A 25,959-nucleotide genomic window follows, 5' to 3' on the forward strand; every position below is an offset into this window, starting at 1 on the left:
CGCCTACCGCCCGTCCCGTCACCCGGATGGACCCGGGAGTTCCGAGAGTTTTGTGCGGTCGCGCGATGTCACCTGCGGCCGGTAGATGGAAGGCAGTGTGCGATGACCAACCCCACTCCGGCGCGCGCGGAAATCGAGCAGCTGGCAGCGCTGGTGGCGACGGTCGCGGCGATGGAACCGGCGCGGATCGCGGTCGAGTTCGACGGCACCACGGTGTCCTATGCCGATCTCGATGCCCGGCTCACACTGATGGCCGAGCTCACCGGCGGCGCCCTCGATCCCGCATCGCTGGTGCAGGTGGTGCTCGCCGAGTTGTTCCCGGGCGTGGTCGACGCGGCCGAGGGGACCTTCGGGCAGCTGCTGGACGCCCTGGCCGCCGACACCATGGCCGCGCTGGGCATCGAACCCACGCACACCGCCGCACCGACCCTGGTCGACCGGTTCACCGACCGACTGGCCCGCACCCCGGACCGGGTCGCCGTCCGGTTCGGCGCCAAGACCCTGACCTACGCCGAATTCGACGCGCGGGTACGCGTGCTGGCCGCCCGGCTCACAGCCCTCGGGGTGGGGCCCGAGGCGCTGGTCGGGTTGGCGATGCGGCGCGGCGTGGAGCTGATCGTCGCGGTGCACGCCATCGTGCGCGCGGGTGGCGCCTACGTGCCGCTGAACCCGGATCACCCGGTCGAGCGCCTGCACTACGTCCTCGAGGTCGCCCGGCCGGTCGTGGTGGTGACCCGCGTCGCCGACGAACCGGACCTGAACGGCGCGCCGGTGCTGCGGACCGACGACATCGACTGGAGCGAGGAGCCCGGCGAGATCGTCGGGGGCGCGACGGCGGGCAACACCGCCTACGTCATCTTCACCTCGGGGTCCACCGGCAGGCCCAAGGGTGTGGCGGTGACCCACGGTGCCATCGTGGCCAACCTGGACTGGCGCCAGCGCCGCTACGGCATGACCGAGACCGATGTCGTCCTGCAGAAGACGCCCTACACCTTCGACGTGTCGGTGTGGGAACTGTTCTGGCCCTTGCAGACCGGTGCCGAGCTGGTGGTGGCCGAACCCGGTCGTCACGGTGATCCCGCGTACCTGGCGGCGGTGATCGCCGAGCGGCGGGTCACCGTCACGCACTTCGTCCCGTCCATGCTGGCGGCGTTCGCGGGTGAGCTGGCCGAGTCCGGTGGCGCGGTGGACCTGTCGTCGCTGCGGCTGGTCTTCGCCTCCGGCGAGGCGCTGCCCGCCGCCACCGCCGCGCGACTGCGCAAGCTCTCGGCGGCCACCCTGCACAATCTCTACGGTCCCACCGAGGCGGCCGTCGACGTCACCGCGCACGAGGTCACCCCGGCCGACGAGGTGTCGGTGCCGATCGGTGGCCCCGCCGACGACACGGGTCTGCTGGTGCTCGACGAGAACCTCGACCAGGTGCCCGCCGGGGTCGTGGGCGAGTTGTACCTGTCCGGGATCCAGCTCGCGCGCGGCTACGTGGCGCGCGCGGGTCTGACCGCCGACCGGTTCGTGGCCAACCCGTACGGGGTGCCCGGCGAGCGCATGTACCGCACCGGTGACCTGGTGCGGCAGCTGCCCGGCGGGGTCGAGCTGGAATACCTGGGTCGGACCGATTTCCAGGTGAAACTGCGTGGACTGCGGATCGAGCTCGGGGAGATCGAGGCGGTGTTGGCCGCGCATCCGCGCGTCGGCAATGCCGCGGTGGTGCTGCACCGGCACGCGGCCGGGGAGGCGCTGGTCGGCTATGTGGTCAGCGTCGACGGCGAACCACTGGACGAGGCCGAACTCGCCGCGCACGCCAAGGCGTCCATGCCGGAGTACATGGTCCCCGCGCTGCTCGTGCAGCTGGCGGCCATGCCGATCAACGCCAGCGGCAAGCTGGACCGCAAGGCACTTCCGGAACCGGACTTCCGCGTCGCGGCCGCCGAGTACCGGGCCCCGCGCACCCCGACCGAGCAGGCCGTCGCCGCGCTGTTCGCCGACCTGCTGGATGTGGAGATCGTCGGTCTGGACGACGACTTCTTCCGCCTCGGTGGTAACTCGCTGGTCGCCACCCGCGCCATCGCCCGGTTGCAGGCGAGTTCCGGGGTGCGCGTGGATGTCCGCGACTTCTTCGACAACCCGACCGTCGCGGTGCTGGCCGCGCTCATCGACGGCGGCGTGGCCGACGCGCGACCCGCCCTGGTCGCTGGCCCGCGTCCCGAGGTGCTGCCGCTCTCGCCCGCCCAGCAGCGCATGTGGTTCCTGAACCGGTTCGACCCGAGCACCGGGGCTTACAACATCCCCATCGCGGTCCGACTCTCCGGCGCCCTGGACCTGCCCGCCCTGCGCGCGGCCGTCGGCGATGTGATCGCCCGGCACGAGGTCCTGCGCACGGTGTACCCCGAGGTCGACGGAGTGGGCACCCAGGATGTCCTGACCCCCACCGAAGCCCTCGAGTTGTTTGTCGCCGAGGCAGATTCGACCATCACCGCTGCTGGCGCTGCTGGCGCTGCTGGCGCTGCTGGCGCTGCTGGCGCTGCTGGCGCTGCTGGCGCTGCTGGCGCTGCTGAGGGGACAGGTCTGTCCCTCAGCAGTGGTGGGCAGGTGGGGTTGTTGGAGCCGATCGGTGTCGCCGCGCGGGAGCTTCCGGATGCGTTGGCGGCGGTGATTCTGCGGGGCTTCGATGTGACCGTGGCGCCGCCGGTGCGGGCGCGGTTGTTCGAGGTCGATGGTGATCATGTGCTGGTGCTGGTGGTGCACCACATCGCGGCCGACGGGTGGTCGGCCGGACCGCTGGTGCGCGACACCATGCTCGCGTACTCGGCGCGCACGGCGGGCGCCGCGCCGGAGTGGGCGCCGCTGGCCGTGCAGTACGCCGATTACACGCTGTGGCAGCGGGCGGTGCTCGGCGCCGAGGACGACGCGGACGCGCGGGCCGGGCGCGAGATCGCGTTCTGGCGGACAGCCCTGGCCGGACTGCCGGACGAGGTGGGCCTGCCGTCGGATCGGCCGCGCCCCGCCACGGCGTCGATGCGTGGCGCCCGGGTCGACTTCGAGCTCGACACCGGGCTGGTGGCGTCACTGCACACGATCGCGGCCGAGCAGGGCGCGACCCTGTTCATGGTGCTGCACGCGGCGCTGTCGGTGCTCGTCGCGCGCCTGTCGGGGAACCCGGATGTGGCGATCGGCAGCCCGGTCGCCGGACGCGGCGCCGCCGAACTCGACGACGTGGTCGGCATGTTCGTCAATACCGCCGTGCTGCGGGCCCAGGTCCGGGCGGGGGAGTCGTTCGCCGAGTTACTCACCCGGGTGCGCGCCGACGACCTGGCCGCCTTCGACCACACCACCCTGCCCTTCGAGCGCCTGGTCGAGGTGCTCGCGCCGCCGCGCTCGGCCGGACGGCACCCCCTGTTCCAGGTGGCGCTGTCGCTGCAGAACCTGCCGCCCACCAGCTTCGAACTGCCCGGCCTGCGCGCCGCCGCCGTCGACCTGCCCTACGACATCGAGAAGTTCGACCTCTCGGTGACCCTGCGCGAGTCTCCCGCCGCCGGTCTGTCCGGTGAGTTCTCCTACGCCACCGACCTTTTCGACGAGTCCACCGTCGCCGCGATGGCCCGCCGCTTCACCGGCCTGCTCGCCGCGATCGTCCGCGCCCCGCACACCCCGGTCGCCGACCTGCCCCTGCTGATCGACACCGAACTCACCGAACTCACCAGCCGCACCGGCGGCCCGTCGACCCCCGCCCCGCTGCTGCCCGAGGTCCTCGCCCGCGCCGCCGCCGACCCCACCGCGATCGCCCTGCGCGACGGTGACCGCACCCGCACCTACGGCGAACTCGACGCCACCGCCACCGCCCTGGCCGCCCGCCTCACCGCCGCGGGCATCGGCCCCGGCGATCTCGTCGCCGTCGGCCTCCCGCGCTCGGCCGACTCGGTCACCGCGGTCTGGGCCGTCGTGAAGTCCGGCGCCGGATTCCTGCCCGTCGACCCCACCTACCCGGCCGACCGCATCACCCATATGCTCGCGGATTCCGGTGCGGCAGCGGGCATCACGACCTCCGCCGTCCGCCCGGATCTGCCGTCCACCGTGCGCTGGCTGCTGCTGGACGACGCGGAAGGCGACACCCCGGCGGCCGCCGGGGCGCGGCGCGCGCTCGATCCGCTGGACCCGGCCTACGTCATCTACACCTCGGGCACCACCGGTCTGCCCAAGGGCGTGGTGATTCCCCACGGTGCTGTCGCGGCGTATCTGCCGGTGCAGGCCGGGCGGTATGTGGCCGCGAAGGATGCGCGCGTGCTGCACGTGGCCTCGCCGTCGTTCGACATCTCCGTGGCCGAGCTGCTGCTCACCGTCACCGAGGGCGCGACCATGGTGATCGCCCCGGTCGGCGTGTTCGGTGGGGCGGAGCTGGGGGCGTTGCTGCGGGCCGAGCGGGTGACCCATGTGGTGATCACGCCGTCCGCCCTGGCGACGGTGCACCCGGACGGCCTCGACGACCTGCGCGTGGTCGTCGTCGGTGGCGAGGCGTGCCCGCCGGAGCTGGTGGCGCGCTGGACCGCCGCCATCCCGGGGCTGGTGTTCCGCAACGGCTACGGGCCGACCGAGACGACCATCGTCACCAACATCAGCGAACCGCTCGACGCGGACACCCCCATCACCCTCGGCGCGCCGGTGGAGGGCACCACCGAACTGGTGCTCGACGAGCGGTTGCGGCCGGTACCGGTGGGTGTGGTCGGCGAGCTCTACATCGCCGGTCCGCAGCTGGCGCGCGGCTATCATCGCAGGCCGTCGCTGACGGCGGGCCGCTTCGTCACCAATCCCTACGGTGCGCCCGGTGCGCGGATGTACCGCACCGGCGACACCGTGCGCTGGGTGCGCCGCGACGGCTCCTTCGATCTGGAATACCTGGGGCGCAACGACTTCCAGGTGAAGGTGCGGGGCTTCCGGATCGAACTCGGCGAGATCGACGCCGTACTCGCCCGCCACGCCACGGTCGACTTCGCCGCCACCGTCGGACACCGCACCGAGGCGGGCGCGACCCTGCTGGTGTCGTATGTGGTGCCCGTCGCCGGAGCCACCATCGACACCGCGGGCCTGATCGCGCACACCGCCGATCATCTGCCCGCGCACATGGTGCCCGCCGCCATCGTGGCCATGGACGCGGTGCCGCTGACCCCGGTCGGCAAGCTCGACCGCGCCGCGCTGCCCGCGCCGATGTTCGAGGCCGCCGCCTACCGGGCCCCGGAGACCCCGGCCGAGCAGGTGGTCGCCGCCGCGTTCGCCGAGGTCCTCGGCCTGGAGCGGGTCGGCCGCGACGACGACTTCTTCGACCTCGGCGGCAACTCGCTGCTCGCCACCCGCCTGATGGCCCGCATCGGCACCGATCTCGACCTCCGCGTCCCGGTCCGGCAGCTCTTCGACACCAGCGCGGTGCGCACCCTCGCGGCGGCCGCCGACGCCCTGCGCGGCACCGGTGCCGGGCCCGCGTTGGTCGCCGGGGTCCGGCCCGATCCGCTGCCGCTCTCGCCCGCCCAGCAGCGCATGTGGTTCCTCAACCGCTTCGATCCCGGCTCGGCCACCGACAACATCCCGATGGCCGTGCGGCTCACCGGAACTCTCGATGTGGCCGCCCTACAGCGGGCGATCGTCGACGTCCTGGACCGCCACGAGGTGCTGCGCACCCGCTACCCGGAACGCGACGGACACGCCGTCGCCGACATCCTCCCCGCCACCGGCCTGGTGCCCGAGGTCGTCCCGCGGCTCGTCCCCAGCGCCGGTGTGGCCGACGCGGTCCGCGCCTTTGCCGCGACCGGCTTCGACCTCACCGTCGACGCCCCGATCCGCGCCGCGCTGATCCGGGTCGTCGCGGAAGATTTGTCAGCGCATACGGATTCGTCCGCACCTCACGGGTCGGCGGAGCTGTCGCCACTCGGTGGCGCTGTGGCCGAGCGGTCTGGCGGTGACGCGCCATCGTGTGGGGCACCGGCTGTGGTCGGCGGGAACCCTGGGTCGGCGGAGCTGCCGTCACTCGGCGGCGCTGTGGCCGGGCGATCTGGCGGTGACGCGCCATCGTGTGGGGCACCGGCTGTGGTCAGCGGGAACCCTGGGTCGGCGGGCGGCACCATGCGCCCCGCGACATCGGTCGGCGGGCCGGGCGACTCGCCTGCCATGGACTCGACGGGTGCGCGGGGTGGCGAGCCGGAATATGTGCTGGTCATCGTGCTGCACCACATCGCGGCCGACGGGTTCTCGTTCGGGCCGCTGATCCGGGACGTGCTCACCGCCTACGCGGCGCGCGCGGCCGGTGCCGTGCCGCAGTGGGCGCCCCTGGCGGTGCAATACGTCGATTACGCGATCTGGCAGCATGCGGTGCTCGGTGACGCCGACGACTCGGAATCACTTGCCGCCCAGCAACTCTCGTACTGGCGCGACACCCTCGCCGGAGTGCCGGAACAGCTCGAGCTGCCCACCGACCGCACCCGGCCCTCGGTGGCCTCGCGGCGCGGTGCCACCCACGACATCTCGATCGACGCCGAGACCCATCGGGCGTTGGCGGAATTCGCTCGCGCACACGGTGTCACGGTGTTCATGGCCGCGCATGCCGTGTTCGCCGCACTGCTGGCCCGGCTCTCGGCCACCACCGATATCGCGATCGGCACCCCGGTCTCGGGGCGCGGTGAGCGCGCGCTCGACGACCTCGTCGGCATGTTCGTCAACACCCTCGTGCTGCGCACCGAGGTCGCCCCGGCGACGCCGTTCACCGACCTGATCGCCCAGGTGCGCGACACGGATCTGGCCGCGTTCGGGCACGCCGACATCCCGTTCGAGCGGCTCGTCGAGGTCCTCGACCCGGTCCGCTCGACGGCGCGCAACCCGCTGTTCCAGGTGATGCTCTCGCTCAACGAGGCCACCCCCCGCGCGCTCGCCCTGCCCGGGCTGACCCTCGGCGAGGTGGACCTGTCCACCGGTGTCGCCAAGTTCGACATCGAACTCTCCCTCACCGAGCACCGTGACGACAACGGCGCTCCCGCCGGACTGTCCGGCGCCTTCGTCTACGCCACCGACCTGTTCGACGCGGCCACCGTGGCGGGCTTCGCCGCCCGCCTGCACCGCCTGCTCGCCGCCGTCCTCGCCGACTCCACCCGCCCCATCGGCGACATCGACCTGCTCGACCCCACCGAACACACCACCCTCCTGACCACCTGGAACACCACCCCGACCCTCGACACCACCGCCACCCTGGCGGACCTGTTCGCCGAGCAGGTCCGCGCCACCCCCGACGCCACCGCGGTTGTCGTCGACGGCGAGCAGAGTCAGCCTGCGGCCACCGGGCAGGCTCGAGCGATCACGTCGCTCGGTGGTGCGGACGCCGCGTCGAACTACGCGGTGGTCGACGGCGAGTCGAGGCGCATCGCGGCCGCCGGGCAGATCCACGCGACCACCTCGCTCCATGGTGCGGACGCCGCGCCGACCTACCCAGTTGTCGTGGACGGCGAGCAGGAGCGGACTGCGGCTGCCGGTCAGGCCCCCGCGACGACGTCGTTCGATGGTGCAGACGCCACGTTGTCCTACGCCGAGTTCGGCGGTCGTGTCGCGCGGCTGGCGCGGTATCTGATCGAGCGGGGCGCCGGGCCCGGCGCGCTGGTCGCTGTGGCGATGCGTCGGGGGATCGACCAGCTGGTGGCGGTGCACGCGGTGCTGACCGCGGGCGCCGCGTACGTGCCCGTCGACCCTGATCATCCGGTCGAGCGGACCGAGTATGTGCTGGCCCGGACGGCACCGGTCTGTGTGCTGACGGTCACCGGAAGTGGTGTGCGGGAGGCGGATTCGGTCGTCATGATCGACACCCTCGAGCTGTCGGAGGTATCCGGCGACCCGGTCACCGACGCCGACCGGATCCGACCGTTGCGTCCCGAGCACCTCGCCTACGTGCTGTTCACCTCCGGCTCCACCGGTCGGCCGAAGGGTGTCGCCGTGCCGCACCGGGCCGTGGTGAACCAGCTGCGGTGGTTGCAGTGCGAGTACCCACTGGGCGCCGACGACGTGGTGCTGCAGAAGACGCCGTTCACCTTCGACGCCTCGGTGTGGGAACTGCTGTGGCCGTCGCAGGTCGGCGCCCGGCTGGTGCTGGCCACCGCCGACGGCCACCGCGACCCGGCCTACCTGGCGGACGCCACGGTGCGACACGGCGTGAGCGTGGTGCAGTACGTGCCGTCGGTGCTCGCCGCCGTGCTCACGGAACCGGCGGCGGCACAGGCCGATTCGCTGCGACTGGTGTTCGCCGGGGGTGAGGCGCTCAACGCCGACCTCGCCCACCGCGTGCGGGCCACCACCGGCGCGGCCGTGGTCAACCTCTACGGCCCCACCGAGACCGCCATCCAGGTCACCACCCATCGCGTCGGGGACGACCAGGGCGCGGCGGTGCCCATCGGCACACCGGTCGCCGGAACTCGCGTGTACGTGCTCGATGCGCGGCTGCGGCCGGTTCCCGTCGGGGTGCCGGGCGAACTGTATGTGGCGGGCGCCCAACTCGCCGACGGCTACCACGGTCGCGCCGAGCTGACCGCCGAACGCTTCGTCGCCGACCCGTTCGGCACCGGCGAACGCCTCTACCGCACCGGCGACCTCGTCACCTGGCGCACCGGTCCGGACGGTCCCGCCCTGCACTACCTGGGCCGCACCGACTTCCAGGTGAAACTGCGCGGCCTGCGCATCGAACCCGCCGAGATCGAAGCGGCCCTCGCCACGGTGCCCGGTGTGCGCCGCGTCGCCGTCCTCGTGCGCTCCGACGAAGGGCGGCCCGACCAGCTCGTCGCCTACATCGTCCGGTCCGGCCCGCCCACCGAGACCGAGACGGGAACGGACGGGTCGACCGTCGCCGATCTCGATGCCGCCGTCGCCGCGGTGCTCCCGTCGTACATGGTGCCCGGCGCCTACGTCTTCCTCGACGAGCTGCCGGTGAACAGCTCCGGCAAGCTGGACCGCCGCGCCCTGCCCGCGCCCGAGATCCGCGTCATCGACTACCGCGAACCCGCCACCGCGACCGAGCGGATCGTGGCCGCCACCTTCGCCGGGGTCCTCGACCTCGACCGTGTCGGCGCCGACGACGACTTCTTCACCCTCGGCGGCAACTCGCTGCTGGCCACCCAGGTGGCCGCGCGGCTGGGCACCGCCCTCGACGCCAGGGTGCCGGTGCGGGAACTGTTCGAGGCGAGCACTGTCGAGGGACTCGCGGTGCGTCTGGACGCCCTGCGCGGCACCGGCAGCAGGCGGGGACCGGTGGCCGGGCCACGGCCGCCGCGCATTCCGCTGTCCCCGGCCCAGCAGCGCATGTGGTTCCTGCACCGTTTCGATCCGGACTCGGCCGCCTACCACATCCCGGTCGCGCTGCGGCTCAGCGGCGAGCTCGACATCGCCGCGCTGCGCGGAGCCCTGGGCGACCTCATCGCCCGGCACGAGACCCTGCGCACCACCTACCCCGAATTCGACGGGCAGGCAACGCAACTCGTCGGCGCGCCGTTCGTCCCCGACCTGGCCGTCACCGAGGTCGACGCCGCCACCGTGCCCGCCGCCATCGCGACCGCGCTGGCCGGGGGATTCGACATCACCAGCGAGGTGCCGGTGCGCGCGGCACTGCTGCGCGTCGCCCCGGCCGAGCACGTGCTGGTCCTGGTGGTCCATCACATCGCCGCCGACGGTTGGTCGATGGGCCCGCTGACCCGCGACCTGGTCACCGCCTATGCCGCCCGCGCCGCGGGCGCCACCCCGCAACTGCCCACGCCGACGGTGCACTACGCCGACTACGCGCTGTGGCAGGTCGAGGGCCTGGGCAGCGCCGACGACCCGGACGCGCCGCTGGCCCGTCAGCTCGACTACTGGACCGACCGCCTGGCCGGGCTGCCCGATGTGCTGACCCTGCCCGCCGACCGCCGCAGGCCGCTCATCGCCTCCAACCGGGGCGCCACCCTCACCACCACTCTCGACGCCGACCTGCATCGCGGCATCGAGGACCTGGCCCGCGCCCAGCGCGCCACCCCGTTCATGGTGTTGCACGCCGGACTCGCGGTACTGCTGGCCCGGCTGTCGGCGGGCGCCGACATCGTCGTCGGCACCCCGGTCGCCGGACGTGGTCATCGCGAACTCGACGACATCGTCGGCATGTTCGTCAACACGCTGGTGCTGCGCGCCCAGGTGCGCTCCGGCGCCCGCTTCAGCGACCTGCTCGAGCAGGTCCGCACCGGCGACCTGGATGCCTTCGACCATGCCGACGTCCCGTTCGAGAGCCTGGTCGACGCGCTCAATCCCGCCCGCTCGCAGGGCTATTCGCCGCTGTACCAGGTGTCGCTGGCGCTGCAGAACCAGCGGCGCACCGCCTTCGAACTGCCCGGGCTCACCCTGTCGGGCCTGAGTCTGCCGGACGCGCCGATCGAGGTGGACCTGGACTTCACCTTCGTCGACCGTTTCGCCGCCGACGGCACCGCCGAGGGACTGGACCTCGAACTGCGCTACGCCACCGACCTGTTCGACGCCGACACCGTCGCCGACCTGGTCGGCATGCTCGAGCGCGTGCTGCGCGCGGCCGTCGCCGATCCGGGCACCCCGGTCGGCGATCTCGCCCTGCACGACGCCCCCGGCCACGCCGCGCTGCTCGCGGGCCCGCACGGTGACGTGGAACCCCTCGACCGCGCCCTCGCCGAACTGGGTGTGCGCGCCCCGCTGGCCGCGCACCTGCTCGACGCCGCGGCCGCCCGCGACCCGCACGCCGTGGCGGCGGTCTTCGAAGGCCGCGAGATCGGGTACGGCGAGCTGGCGGCCAGGGCCAACCGGTTCGCGCGCAGGCTCATCGAATGCGGTGTCGGCCCGGAAACCCCGGTGGTCGTGGCGGTGCCGCGCGGCATCGACCTGCTCGTGGTGCTGCACGGTGTGCTCGCCGCCGGTGGCGTGTACGTGCCGATCGATCCCACCCAGCCCGCCGACCGCATCGGGCATGTCCTAGAGACCGCCGCGCCCCGGCTGGTGGTGGCCGCCGCGGCCGCCGACCTCGACCACGTCGACTCGAGTATCCGATCCGCCACCGCCTCGGTGCATTTCGCGGCCGCCTCGCGGTCGGGGTTCCCGGTGCTCACCGTCGCCCAGCTCGAGGACCCCACCCAGCGGCCCGTGCCGGGCACCCCGGTCACCGACGCCGAGCGGCTCGCCCCGCTGCATCCGGAGCACCCGGCCTATGTGCTGTTCACCTCCGGCTCGACCGGCACCCCCAAGGGCGTGATGGTGTCGCATCGGGCGCTGGTCAACGAATTGTGCTGGCTGCGCGGCGAATACGCGATGACCGCCGCCGACCGGTTCCTCCAGCGCGCCCCGCTGACCTTCGACGTCTCGATCTGGGAACTGCTCGCCCCCGCCCTGCTCGGCGCGCCCCTGGTGCTGCTGCGGCCCGGCGGTCACCTCGACCTGGCCTACCAGGCCCAGGTGTTGCGCGAACAGCGCGTCACCATCGCCGAGTTCGTGCCCTCGGTGCTGGCCGCCCTGCTCGCCGAGGGCCTCGGTGACGCGCTGGGTGGGCTTCGGATGCTGCACGCGGGCGGTGAGGAACTGCCCGCGCCGCTGGCGACCGCGCTGCTCGCCGCGATCCCCGGCGAACTGCACAACACCTACGGTCCGACCGAGGTGACGATCACCAGCACCTTCCAGCAGATCACCGCCCCGGTCGAGCAGACCGAGCTGCCCATCGGCAGGCCGAGCTGGAATGTGCGCGCCTATGTCCTCGACGAGCGGCTGCATCCGGTGGCCGCCGGGGTCGCGGGTGAGCTGTATCTGGCGGGCGCCCAGTTGGCCCGGGGCTACCTGGGCAAGCCGGATCTGACGGCGGACCGATTCGTCGCCGACCCGTACGGTCCCGACGGCACCCGCATGTACCGAACCGGCGACCTGGTGCGGCGCGACCGTTCGGGAGCCCTGGTCTACCTGGGCCGCAACGACTTCCAGGTCAAGATCCGTGGGCTGCGGATCGAGCTCGGCGAGATCGAGACCGCGCTCGGCGACGCGCCCGGCGTCACCCACGCGACCGTCCTGCCCGCCACCGACGACGCCGGACGCCAGTGCCTGGTCGCCTACGTCGCCGGAGACGTGGAACCCCCCGTGGTGCGCGGACACGTCGCGAGCCGGGTGCCCGCGTACATGGTGCCCGCGCACCTGGTGGTGCTCGACACCGTGCCGCTGAATTCGGCGGGCAAGCTGGACCGTTCCGCGCTGCCCACCCCGGACCTGTCGGTCACCACCGCCTATGTGGCGCCGCGACCGGGCGCGCAGGCCACGCTCGCGGACGTGATCGCCGAGCTGCTCGGGGTGGACCGGATCGGCGCCGACGACGACTTCTTCGCCGTCGGCGGCAACTCGCTGCTGGCCATGCGCCTGGTCGCGCGTGCCAACGCGGCGCTGGGCAGCGCGCTGGACGTGCGCGATGTCTTCGACGCGCCCACCGTGGCGGGCCTGGCCGAACGCGCCGGAATCCGGAGCGAAGCGCTGCCCGCGCTGGTGGCGGCCGCGCCGCGCCCCGACCGGATCCCGTTGTCGCTGGCGCAGACCCGCCTGTGGCTGTTGAACCGCATCGAACCCGACTCGGCCGTCTACACCCTGCCGATCGCGCTGCGCCTCACCGGAGACCTGGACACCGACGCGCTGTGGGCCGCGCTGGGTGACGTCATCGAACGGCACGAATCACTGCGGACGATCTTCCCAGAGGACGCCGACGGACCGACCCAGGTCGTCCTTGCGGCCGAGCGGGTGCGCCCCGCCGCCGTGGTGCGCGAGGTCGCCGAGGTCGACCTGGTGGACGCCGTGCGCGCCGTCGTCGGCGCCGGGTACGACCTCACCACCGAGGCACCCCTGCGCGCGGCACTCTTCCGCCGCGCCACCGGGAACTCGGCGGGTGGCGACGACGCGATCGCCGTGGCATCGGCGCGCGCGGCCGCACCGAACCCGGCGGACGTCGAGCACGTACTCGTGCTCGCGGTGCACCACATCGCCGCCGACGGAGTGTCGACGACACCGCTGGCCCGCGACCTGATCACCGCCTACGCCGCGCGCGCGGCTGGCGCGGTGCCGCGGTGGAACCCGCTGCCGGTGCAGTACCCCGACTTCACGCTGTGGCAGCACGCGGTGCTGGGTGACCCGGGTGATCCGGAGTCGCGGCTGGCGCGGCAACTGGCGCACTGGCGCGACGAATTGGCCGGGCTCGCACCGGTACTGGAGCTGGCGACCGATCGGCCCCGCCCCGCGGTGCGGTCGGGGGCCGGAGGGTCGGTCGGGTTCGAGGTGCCCACCGAGGTGGTCGCCGCAATCGAGGCGCTGGCCCGTAGGCACAGGGTGTCCACCTTCATGGTGGTGCACGCCGCGTTCGCGGTGCTGCTCGCGCGCCACGGCGCTGGCAGCGATATCGCGATCGGCACGCCGGTGGCGGGTCGCGCCGACGCCGCGCTCGACGATCTCGTCGGCATGTTCGTCAACACGCTGGTGCTGCGTTCGGAGGTCGACGCGGGTGCCGGTTTCGCCGAGCTGCTCGCCACGGTGCGCGGGGGCGACCTGCGCGCGTTCGCCCACGCCGAGCTGCCCTTCGAGCGGCTCGTCGAGGAACTGAATCCGACCCGCTCGACGGCGTATTCGCCGATCGTGCAGGTGATGCTCGCCTTCGAGCACCGCGAGGACACCGGTATCGAGCTGCCCGGCCTGCGCATCGCCGAATTCGCGCTGCCCGCCGCCACGACCCAGTTCGATCTGTCCCTGGCGATCAACGAGATCACCGACGCGGCGGGCGAACCCGGCATGCGCGGCTGGCTGCGCTACGCCACCGATCTGTTCGACGCCGACACCGTCGCGGCGTTCGGCGCCCGCTTCGTGCGGGTGTTGTCCGCCGTCGTCGCCGACGACACCACCCCGGTCGGCGCGATCGACCTGCTCGACACCGCCGAAACCGCCCAGCTGGCGGCCTGGAACGACACCGCCGCGCCGCTCGACACCGCGGCGACCCTGGTCTCGCTGTTCGCCGAGCAGGCCCGCCGCACCCCCGACGCGATCGCCCTCGACTTCGAGGGCACCCGGGTCACCTACGGCGAGTTCGCCGGACGCGTGGCCCGCCTGGCCCGCTGGCTGATCGCCGAGCGGGTGGGGCCCGACGCGATCGTCGGTGTCGGGTTGCGGCGCGGGATCGATCTGCTGGTGGCCCTGTACGCGGTGCAGGCCGCGGGCGCGGCCTACCTGCCGCTGGACCCCGACCATCCCGCCGACCGCATCGTCGACGTGCTCGCCACCGCGGCACCGGTCTGTGTGCTGGCCGCCGCGGACTTCCCCGAGACGGGGAGCCGCACGGTCGACCCGGCGGCCCTGGACCTGAGCGGCCACGCCAGCGCGCCGGTCACCGACGCCGACCGGCTCCGGCCACTGCGCGGTGCCGACCTGGCCTATGTGCTGTTCACCTCCGGGTCCACCGGCAAGCCCAAGGGTGTCGCGGTCGCGCACACCGCCATCGTCAACCGCCTGGTCTGGATGCAGGACACCTATCGGCTCGACGCCGACAGCACCGTGCTGCAGAAGACGCCCATCACCTTCGACGTGTCGGTGTGGGAACTGTTCTGGCCCTTGCAGATCGGTGCCACCCTGGTGATCGCCCGCCCCGACGGGCACCGTGACCCCGCCTACCTGGCCGAGGTCGTCACCCGGACCGGCGTCGATACCGCGCACTTCGTGCCCTCGATGCTGGCGGCCTTCCTCGCCGAACCCCGTGCGGCGGAGTGTGTCTCGCTGCGGCGGGTGTTCGCCTCCGGTGAGGCGCTGCCCGCCGCCGACGCCCAGCGGTTGCGGGCGCTGGTTCCCGGTGTGGCCGTGCACAATCTGTACGGGCCCACCGAGGCGGCGGTCGACGTCACCTTCCACGAGGTGACCGAGGACGACACCGTCACCGTGCCGATCGGCGCGGCGGTCGCCAATACGGCCCTGCACGTCCTCGACGGGCGGCTGCGGCCGGTACCCGTGGGCGTTCCGGGCGAGCTGTATCTGGCCGGAGTCCAGCTGGCGCGCGGCTACCTCGCCCGGCCCGACCTGTCCGCCGACCGTTTCGTCGCCAATCCCTACGGGACGTCCGGCGAGCGCATGTACCGCACCGGCGACCTCGTCGTGCGTACCCGCACCGGCGAACTGGAATACCTAGGCCGCACCGACTTCCAGGTGAAGCTGCGCGGCCTGCGCATCGAACTCGGCGAGATCGAAGCCGTCCTCACCGGGCTCGACTCGGTGGACCGCGCCGTCGTCACCGTCCGCGACGACGGCACCGGCGACCACCTCGTCGCCTACCTGGTCCCCGCCGCGCAGGGCGACCTCCCCGGCCACGACTCCGTCACCCCGCGCGCCGTCGATCTGGATGAGGTGAAAGCCGCGCTACGCCAGGCGCTTCCGGCCTACATGGTGCCGGGTGCCTTCGTGGTGCTCGACGAGCTGCCGGTGAACGCGTCGGGCAAGCTCGATCGCCGGGCACTGCCCGCACCGGAGGTCGTGGCCCGGGAGTTCCGGGCGCCGTCGACACCGACCGAACTGCTGGTGGCCGGAGTGATCGCCGAGGTGCTCGGGGTCGAGACGGTCGGCGCCGACGACGATTTCTTCGATCTGGGCGGCAACTCCCTGGTCGCGACGCGCGTCGCGGCACGGCTCGGTGCGGCGTTGGACCGGCAGGTGCCGGTGGCCCGCCTCTTCGAGACCCCGGCGGTGGCCGAACTGGCCGCCGTCCTCGACGCCGAGCACGGGACCGCGCGGGTGGCGCTGAGGGCGGGGGAGCGGCCCGCCGCGATTCCGCTCTCGCCCGCCCAGCAGCGCATGTGGTTCCTCAACCGCTTCGACCCCGACTCGGCCGGGTACAACGTGCCGGTCGCGGTGCGGCTGCGCGGCGCGCTCGACCCGGACGCGCTCGCCGCCGCCATCACCGATCTCGTCGAACGCCACGAGGTCCTGCGCACCTACTACCCGGAGACCCCCGACGGGCCGGTGCAGCGGATCGTCGGCGCGGCCGAAGCCGGTGTCGCGCTGGAGGTCCGTGACCTCCCGGCCGACGAGGTGGTCGCGGCCGTGACGGCCCTGTTCGCCACCACCTTCGACGTCACCGCCGGAGTGCCGTGGCGCGTGGTGCTGTACCGCGTCACGGCCGAGGAGGCCGTGCTGGCGCTGGTCGTGCATCACATCAGCGCCGACGGGTCCTCCATGCCGCCGCTGGTGCGCGACCTGATGACCGCCTACCTCGCGCGCCGCGACGGCACGGCGCCCCGGTGGACACCGCTGCCGGTGCAGTACGCCGATTACGCGCTGTGGCAGCGCGCGGTGCTCGGCGAGGAAGCCGATCCCGGCTCCGTCGCCGCCGGTCAGCTCGACTTCTGGCGCACCGAACTCGCCGACCTGCCCGAGGAACTCGCGCTGCCGCTGGACCGGCCGCGCCCGCCGGTACGCACCCTCGCCGGTGGCACCGTGCCGGTGACCCTCGACGCCGCCACCCACGCCCGGCTCAACGCCCTGGCGAAGGAGGCGGGCGCCACGCTGTTCATGGTGGTGCACACCGCCTTCGCCGCCCTGCTCAGCAGGCTCTCCGGCAGCGCCGACATCACCGTCGGGACGCCGGTGGCGGGGCGCGGGGAGGCCGCGCTCGAGGACCTGATCGGCATGTTCGTCAACACGCTGGTCTTCCGGACCCGGCTCACGGCGGGAGAATCGTTCCGGCAGTTGCTGATCCGGCAGCGCGCCACCGACCTCGCGGTCTACGCCCACGCCGACGTGCCCTTCGAGCGCCTGGTCGAGGTGCTCGACCCGGCCCGATCGACCGCGCGACACCCGCTGTTCCAGGTCGGGTTCTCCTTCCAGAACTTCGAGCGCGCCGAACTGGCCCTGCCCGGGATCACGGTGTCGGGCATCGACACCGACACCGAGCTCTCGCAGTTCGACCTGCACCTCATCGTCAGCGACGACTACGCCGCCGACGGCAGCGCCGCGGGCGTCACCGGTGTGCTCACCTACGCCCACGACGTGTTCGACACCGCCACCGCGGCCGCCATCGGCACCCGCCTGGAACGGCTGCTCACGGCCGTGGCCGCCGACCCGCACGCGTCCCTGGACACCATCGACGTGCTCGAGCCCGCCGAACGCACGCGCATCCTCACCGAGTGGAACGCCACCACCCACGAGATCGACCGCACCGCGACCCTGCTCACTCCCTACCGCGCCCAGGCTCTGGCCCGGCCCGACGCGACCGCGCTGGTCTTCGAGGACACCATCCTGACCTACGCCGCGTTCGACGCCAGGGTGAACCGGCTCGCCCGCCACCTGATCGCCGAAGGCGTGGGCCCGGACGTCCTGGTCGCCCTGGCCCTGCGCCGATCCCTCGACCTGGTCGTGGCCATGTACGCGGTACTCACCGCGGGCGGCGCCTATGTGCCGATCGACCCCGACCACCCCGCCGACCGCATCGCCCAGGTCCTCGACACCGCCCGCCCCCACCTGGTACTCACCACCCACCGGGACGAGTTCACCGTGCCCAGCGCCGCGCCGAGACTCCTCACCCTCGAGGACATCGATACCGCGCGGTACGCCGGACATCCGGTGGCCGACACCGAACTGCGTGCACCGCTGCGTGATGCGCACCTGGCCTACGTGCTGTTCACCTCCGGCTCCACCGGCAGGCCCAAGGGCGTGGCCATGAGCCACGCGGGGATTCGCAACCAGATCGCATGGCTGATCGAGCGGTACCGGCTCGACGGCGACGATGTGTACCTGCAGAAGTCGGCGGCCGGATTCGACCTGTCGGTGTGGGGCTACTTCGCCCCGCTCGCGGCGGGCGCGACCCTGGTGCTGGCCACCCCGGACGGGCATCGCGACCCGCAGTACCTGGCCGAGCTCGTCGCGGCGCGCGGCGTCACCGTCGCCGACTTCGTGCCCTCGGTGCTGGCGGTGTTCGCCGCGCAGGCCGAGGCACGGCAGCTGACCGGGCTGCGTCTGCTGCTCGCCATCGGTGAGGCGCTCACCCCGGAGATCGTGGCCGCCGTCGGCGCGAAAACCTCGGCGCCCGTGCACAATCTGTACGGACCGACCGAGGCCGCGGTGTCGGTCACCGCGTGGCCCGCCGCCGGGGCGAGCGGCGCGACCGTGCCGATCGGCGTGCCCGCCTGGAACACCCGCGTCTATGTTCTCGACGACCGGCTGCGGCCCGTCGCGCCCGGTGTCGCGGGCGAGCTCTACCTCGCGGGGGAGCAGTTGGCCCGCGGCTACCTCGGGCGCCCCGACCTCTCGGCCGACCGGTTCGTCGCCGACCCGTTCGGCGCGCCGGGACAGCGGATGTACCGCACCGGTGACCTGGTGCGCTGGAACCGCGACGGCGTGCTGAGCTACCTGGCGCGCATCGACTTCCAGGTGAAATTCCGTGGTCAGCGCATCGAACTGGGCGAGATCGAAGCGGCACTCGGCGCGCTGCCCGAGGTCAGCCAGGCCGCGGCGGTCGTCTCCACCTGGGAGACCGGCGACCGGCTGGTCGGCTACGCCGTGCCGGTCCCCGGCGCCGACCTCGATCCGGTCACGCTGCGCACCGAGGTCGCGGCGGTACTCCCGTCGTACATGGTGCCCTCGGTGATCGTGGTCCTCGACGCCTTCCCGCTCAACACCTCCGGCAAGCTCGACCGCAAGGCCCTGCCGACACCGGAATTCGTGGCGCGGCCGTTCCGTGCCCCGGTCACCCCGGTGCAACGCGCGGTCGCCGACGTCTTCGGTGACGTGCTGGGCCGCACCGGAATCGGCCTCGACGACGACTTCTTCGAACTCGGCGGCAACTCCCTCGTCGCCACCCGGGTGGCCGCCCGCCTCGGCGCGGCGCTGTCGACCCGGGTGCCGGTACGGGTGCTGTTCGAGGCCACCACCGTCGCCGGGCTGGCCGCCGCGCTGGCCGGACAGGCGGGCACCGGCGCCGGACTCGCCCTGGTGGCGGGCCCACGGCCATCACGGATTCCGCTCTCGGCCGCCCAGCGGCGCATGTGGTTGCTCAACCGGCTCGACCCGGACTCGGCCGCCTACAACATCCCGATCGCGGTGCGGCTCACCGGCGACATCGACGCCCCGGCGCTGGCCGCCGCGGTCACCGATGTGCTCGACCGGCACGAGGTGCTGCGCACCGCCTACCCGGCCATCGACGGCATCGGCCACCAGGCGGTGTGGGAGTTCGTGCCCGCGCCGGTGGTGGAGGCGGTCGATCGGATCGCGGTGCCCGCCATCGTGGCCGCCGAGATCGGCCGCGGCTTCGATGTCACCGTCGCGCCGCCGGTGCGGGTGCGCGTGCTGCGGTGCGCGCCCGACGAGGTGGTGCTGGTGGTGGTCGTGCACCACATCAGCGCCGACGGCTTCTCCGCCGGACCGCTGCTGCGCGATATGACCGCCGCCTACCTCGCGCGCCGCGCGGGCGCCGCGCCCGGCTGGGCCCCGCTGCCGGTGCAGTACGCCGACTACACGCTGTGGCAGCGCGAGCTGCTCGGCGACGAGGACGACCCAGAATCGCTCGCCGCCCGCCAACTCCGGTTCTGGCGTGACGAACTGGCCGGGCTGCCCGGCCTGCTCGACCTGCCCACCGACCGGCCCCGCCCCGCCGTCGCCTCCCAGCGCGGCGCCAGCGTGGACACCGTGATCCCGGCGCGGATCTGGCAGCGCGTCGGGCGGCTCGCCCGTGGTGCGGAGGCCAGCGAGTTCATGGTCGCGCACGCGGCGCTGGCGCTGCTGCTCGCGCGGTTCAGCGGCATCCGCGACATCGCCGTCGGCACCCCGGTGGCCGGACGCGGTGAGCAGGCCCTGGACGCGCTGGTCGGCATGTTCGTCAACACCCTCGTGCTGCGCACCGAGGTCGACCCCGCCGACTCGTTCCGCGCGCTGCTGCACCGGGCCCGCCGGGTCGACCTGGACGCCTTCGAACACTCCGACGTGCCCTTCGAACGGCTCGTCGACGCGCTCGACCCGGTCCGCTCCGCCGCCCACACCCCGCTGTTCCAGGTGCTGCTCGCCTTCCAGAACCTCGACGCCGCCCCGGCCGAAGTGGTGCTGCCCGAGCTCACCGTCACCGGACTCGACGCCCCGGCCGCCGTCGCCAGGTTCGACCTGGACCTGGTGCTCACCGACACCACCGACGGCGGCTGCGCGGTGAGCCTCACCTACGCCACCGACCTGTTCGACGCGACCACCGCCGCGCGACTGGCCGAGGGCTACGTGCGGGTCCTGGACGCGGTGACCGCGGACCCCGACGGCACGGTCGGCGAAGTCGATCTGCGCACCGACGCCGATCGCGCGCTGTTCGACACCTGGTGTGCCACCGAGGTTCCGACCGCGACCCAGGTGCTGCCCGACGGTTTCGCCCGGCAGGCCGCCGCCACCCCGGAGGCCGTCGCGGTGGTCGACGGCGACACCTGGCTCACCTATGCCGACTTCGCGGGTCGGGTGCACCGGCTGGCCCGGCACCTGCTCGCCCACGGCGTCGGCCCGGACACCGCCGTCGCGGTGGCGGTGCGTCGGTCGGCCGACCTGCTGGTCGGGGTGTACGCGGTGCTCGCCGCCGGTGGCACCTACGTACCGGTCGACCCCGATCACCCCGCCGAGCGGATCGCCCGCATCCTGCGGATCGCCCAGCCCGCCTGCGTGCTCACCACCAGCGGCGACCGCGACGAGCTGCCCGGGGGACCCGACACGGTCGAGGTGGACACGGTGGATCTCACCGCCTACTCCGACGCCCCGATCACCGACGCCGAACGGGCCCAGCCGCTGCTGCCCGAGCACACCGCCTACGTGATCTTCACCTCCGGTTCGACCGGTCTGCCCAAGGGTGTCGGGGTGCCGCACCGCGCGATCGTCGGCCAACTCGACTGGCTGGCCGAGCGGTTCGGCTTCACGGCCGGGGACACGGTGCTGCACAAGACCCCGGTCACCTTCGACGCCTCGATCTGGGAGCTGCTGCTGCCCCAGCGCGTCGGTGCCTGCACCGTCGTCGCCCGCCCCGGCGGCCACGGCGATCCGGCCTATCTGGCCGGGCTCGTCGCCGAATACGGCGTCGACACCGTGCAGTTCGCGCCGACCCTGCTGGCCGCCTACGCCGCGGAGGTGGAACGCGGTGCGGTGCGGCAGAGTTCGCTGCGCCGGGTCTTCGCCGGTGGCGAGGAACTGCCCGCCGCGCTGGCCCAGCGGGTCCGCGCGCTCACCGGCGCCGACGTGGTGAATCTTTACGGGCCCACCGAGACCACTGTCCAGGTGAGCGCGCACACGGTGACCGAGGCCGACACGGCGACCGTGCCGATCGGCACCCCGGTGCGCGCCACCGGGCTGTACGTGCTCGACGCGCGCCTGCGTCCGGTACCCACCGGCGTGACCGGCGAACTGTACGTCGGCGGTGGGCAACTCGCGCACGGCTACCTCGGCGCCGCCGAACTCACCGCCGAACGATTCGTGCCCGACCCGTTCGGCGCGCCCGGCACCCGGATGTACCGCACCGGTGACCTCGTGCGGCTGCGTGCCGACGAGAGTGGTTCGGCCGCACTGGAATACCTCGGCCGCGTCGATCTACAGGTGAAGCTCAACGGGCAGCGCCTCGAACTCGGGGAAGTGGAAGCCGCGCTGCGGCGGCAGCCGGGCGTCGCCCAGGCCGCGGCCGCGGTGGTCGCCGGAGTGGGCGCCGATCGGCTCGTCGGGTACGTCGTCCCGCGCGACGCCCAGGCCGATCTCGGTGACCTGCGTGCCGCGCTCGCCGCCGAACTGCCCGGCTACCTGGTGCCCGCCGTGGTCCTCACGCTCGACGCGTTCCCGGTCAACACCTCCGGCAAGCTCGACCGCGCCGCCCTGCCCCGGCCGGAACTGCGCCAGGCCGCCTACCGCGCCCCGGTCACCGCCACCGAACAGCGCGTCGCCGCCGAATTCGCCCGGGTGCTCGACCTGGACCGGATCGGCATGGACGACAACTTCTTCGACCTCGGCGGCAACTCGCTGACCGCGGTCCAGTTGTCGGCGCGGCTGAGCGAGGCGCTCGACGTGTCGGTGCCGGTGGCGTGGTTGTTCGCCGAGCCGACCCCGTCGGTCATCGTCGAACGGGTGGCCGGACAGCGAGATTCGGCCGACGACGCGTTCGCGGTGCTGCTGCCGCTGCGCACCGGCGGACACCGCGAACCCCTGTTCTGCATCCACCCCGTCGGTGGTGTGTCGTGGTCGTTCGCGGGGATCACCCGGCATCTCGATCCCGAACGTCCGGTCTACGGCCTGCAATCACCCGCGCTCGGCGCCGACGAACCGCTGCCCGCGACCATCGAGGACTGGGCCGATCGCTACGTGGCCGCCATCCGGTCGGTGCAGCCCGACGGGCCCTACCACCTGCTCGGCTGGTCGCTCGGCGGTCTGCTCGCGCACGCGGTGGCCACCCGGCTCCAGGCCGACGGCGCCACGGTGGCCCAGCTGGCCATGATGGACAGCTGGCTCGGCGACGCTCCCACCGACACCGCCGCGCCGACCGTCGGCGACCTGCTCGGCGGGTTCGCCGGACCGGACGTGCCGTTCGACGTCGACGGCCTGGTGGACGCCGCCGCCGCGCTCGGCGGCCCGCTGGCCGGACTCGACCGCGCCCGCGTCACCCGCATCGTCGACGCCGCCGCGGCCTCGATGCGGATGGTCGACGACTACCGTCCCCGCCGCTTCGACGGCGACCTGGTGTACTTCGCCGCCACCGTCGACGACCCGACCGGTGCCAGGGGCGCGGCGAGCTGGGTCGACGCGATCGGTGGCACCGTGCACCGGCACGGCGTCGACACCACGCACTGGGCGATGACCGGCGAGCGGGCGCTGGCCCGCATCGCCGCGGTGCTCGACCGGGCCGAACCCGGTGACCCGGCCGGGGCCGCCGCGCGAGCGGGGGCGATGGGCGCATAGAATCGCGGGAACCCGCACGTCACCGGCTCTGAGTTCGAGAGGTTGAGCACACCATGCCCGTACAGCCGTCCGGTGGGATCGGGTGACGAAGCCACAGTTGAGCGAATCGCCCACCACCTCCGAGGATCTCGCCACCGACGGTGGCGTCCGCCGTACCGTGCTGCCCGGCGGGCTGCGCGTGGTCACCGAACAGGTGCCCGGCGTGCGGTCGGCCTCGATCGGCGTGTGGGTCGGCGTGGGCTCCCGCGACGAGGGCCCCACCGTGGCCGGGGCCGCGCACTTCCTCGAACACCTGCTGTTCAAGGCGACACCCACCCGCACTGCCCTCGACATCGCCCAGGCCATGGACGCGGTGGGCGGCGAACTCAACGCCTTCACCGCCAAGGAACAGACCTGCTACTACGCCCACGTCATCGACGAGGACCTGCCGCTGGCGGTCGAACTCGTCTCCGACGTGGTGCTCAACGGGCTGTGCCGGGCCGTGGACGTCGATGTGGAGCGTCAGGTGGTGCTCGAGGAGATCGCCATGCGCGACGACGACCCCGAGGACCTGGTCGCCGACTCCTTCCTCACCGCCATGTTCGGCGACCACCCCATCGGTCGGCCGGTCATCGGCACCGTCGAGTCCATCGAGGGCATGCGGGCCGCCCAGCTGCGCGGTTTCCACCAGCGCCGCTACCGGCCCGAGCGGATGGTCGTCGCGGTGGCGGGCAATGTCGAGCACGAGCGGGTGGTGGAGCTGGTGCACCGGGCCTTCGAGGCGCGCCTGGACACCGCCGTCGACCCCGCGCCGCGGCGCGAGGGCACCTTCCGCGCGCAGGCCACGCCCGGGCTGGTGCGGATCAATCGCGACAGCGAGCAGGCGCACCTGGTGTTCGGTGTGCGCGCCTTCGGCAGGCACGAAGGACAGCAGCGCTGGCCGCTGTCGGTGCTCAACACCATCGTCGGCGGCGGCCTGAGTTCGCGTCTGTTCCAGCGCATTCGGGAGGAACGCGGGCTGGCGTACTCGGTGTACTCGAGCGTCGACACCTTCGCCGACACCGGCGCGTTCTCGGTGGCGCTGGGCTGTCAGCCGGAGAACCTCGCCCAGGTGGCGGTGCTGGCGCGCGGTGTCCTCGACGAGGTCGCGGCCAACGGCGTGACCGACGCCGAATGCGCCAGGGCCAAGGGCTCGTTGCGCGGCGGACTGGTGCTCGGCCTCGAGGACTCCGCCTCGCGGATGAACCGCATCGGCCGCAGCGAACTCAGCTACGGCAACCATCGCAGCGTCTCGGCCACCCTGGCCCGCATCGACGCGGTGACCACCGAGGAGGTCAGCGAGATCGCCCGCACCCTGCTCGCTCGGCCCTACGGCGCCTGCGTCGCCGGGCCCTACCAGCGCACCCGCGACCTGCCCGCCTCCGTGCGCAAACTCGTCGACCGCTGAGCGTGCCCGTTTCGAGGTAGTCTCCACCCCGGAGATACCGGGGGAGGCACGGGCCGATCGCGACGGACCGCGCCCGCGTGCACAGGGGGAGACGGTCGTGCAGGTGGAGGTGGCGCTCGAACGCGCCGAGGTGGCCAGGCGGATCGGGCGGGTCGAGGAGGCCCAGCGGTTGCTCGGCACCGCCGTGCTGACCGCGCCGGACGATCCCCGGGTCCTGGTCGGACTGGCCGAACTCGCCTTCGACCGCGACGACTACGACGAGGCGATCCGCCTGGCCGGACAGGCGGTGCTCGCCGACCCCGACACCGACAGCGCGCACGTCCTGATCGCGATGGCGTCCTCGATGCTCGGCCGCTGGGACCCGGCCGCCGAACACGCGGCCACCGCGATCCGGCTCCGACCCCACGACCCCGCGGCGCTGCTGCTGGTGGCGTGGCTGTCCGCGCACGCCCCACGCAACGACCCGGACCGGGCCCGTTGGGCGGTGACCGAAGCGCTCGCGCTGGCACCCGACGACGCGGGCGCGCACTGCTCGGCCGCCGAGATCTACGAGCGACTCGGCGACACCGACGCGATGCGACGGCACATCGCGGCCGGACTCGCGATCGACCCGGCCCACGTCGACCTGTTGCGGATGCACGCCCAGGCCGAATTCTCCGGGGGCGACCGGCCCGCCGCCGTGGCCACCCTGCGCGGCCTGCTCGCGCACGCCCCCACCGACGGCAAGGCCCGGCGCCTGCTCGCCGAAGTGCACTGGCGGGCACTGCTGCGCTTGGCGGCGTGGGTCTGGGCGTTCGCGGGATGCTATGCCGCCGTGGCGATGTGGGCCCCGGCCCTCGTATTGCGGGTGCTCTCGCCCTTGATGTTCGCCGCGCTGCCCTACGCGTGGTGGCGGGTGTTCCGCACGCTGCGCGGCCAGCTGCCACCCGGCTACCTGCGGACTCGGGTGCGCGCGCCCCGGGTGGTGCTCGCGCTGGTCGCGACAGCGGGGTCGGGACTGCTCGTCGACGTGGGCGCTGTCGCGATGCGCTCCGAGATCGCCGGATTCGTCCGGCTCGGCGGGCTGCTGCTGGTGCTGGGGGCGTTCGGCGCGGCCTGCGGGCACCTGCTGATCTTCACCGCATGGCTGCGTTCCCGGGTCGACGATCCCGACCCCGACGACGGCTTCGACTTCGCGCTGACCCAGCTCCTGGTCCTGGGCACGGGGGCGTTTCCCGTGGTGCTGATCGCCTGGCTCACCCGTGGCTGGGCGCGACAACCGGGTGCCTTCGGCGCGCTGGTCGCCGCGGGCGGGATCGTGGTGGGCGCGTTGGTGATCGAAGCCGGGTACGCGATCTGGCGGGACCGGCGGCAGCACCGGCGACTCGTGGCCATCGCGGTGGTCGTCCTGGTGCTGGTGGTCGGAGCGGGCGCCGCTGTCCGGTGGGGTGGAGGTGAGCTCGTCCACGGACAGGTGCGTGGCCGGGAACTGTTCGAGACGCCGACCTTTCCGACGACGACGCGGCCACCGCTGCCGACGATCCCGAGCCGATTCCTCCAGACCACCGTGATCCGGCCGCCGGTCCCCGCCGAGGGCTGACCCGCGCCGG

3 protein-coding genes are annotated in these 25,959 nt (G+C 73.0%); all 3 read left to right on the forward strand.

The genetic code is table 11. The features are described from left to right. Positions 1–102 precede the first annotated feature (102 nt). The 3 genes from QC180_RS18210 (at position 103) to QC180_RS18220 (ending at position 25,949) form a co-directional block, all read left to right on the forward strand. Complete coding sequence (locus QC180_RS18210; protein ID WP_278263949.1) at positions 103–22,944, forward strand: non-ribosomal peptide synthase/polyketide synthase; 22,842 nt, start codon at positions 103–105, stop codon at positions 22,942–22,944. A 97-nt stretch (positions 22,945–23,041) separates the two neighbouring features. Further along, complete coding sequence (locus QC180_RS18215; RefSeq protein ID WP_278263950.1) at positions 23,042–24,370, forward strand: M16 family metallopeptidase; 1,329 nt, start codon at positions 23,042–23,044, stop codon at positions 24,368–24,370. A gap of 97 nt (positions 24,371–24,467) precedes the next feature. Then, on the forward strand, positions 24,468–25,949 hold the full coding sequence (locus QC180_RS18220; protein WP_278263951.1) for a tetratricopeptide repeat protein: 1,482 nt from the start codon (positions 24,468–24,470) through the stop codon (positions 25,947–25,949). Positions 25,950–25,959 lie beyond the last annotated feature (10 nt).

The sequence above is a fragment of the Nocardia anocheti genome, assembly GCF_029675105.1.
Lineage (GTDB): Bacteria > Actinomycetota > Actinomycetes > Mycobacteriales > Mycobacteriaceae > Nocardia.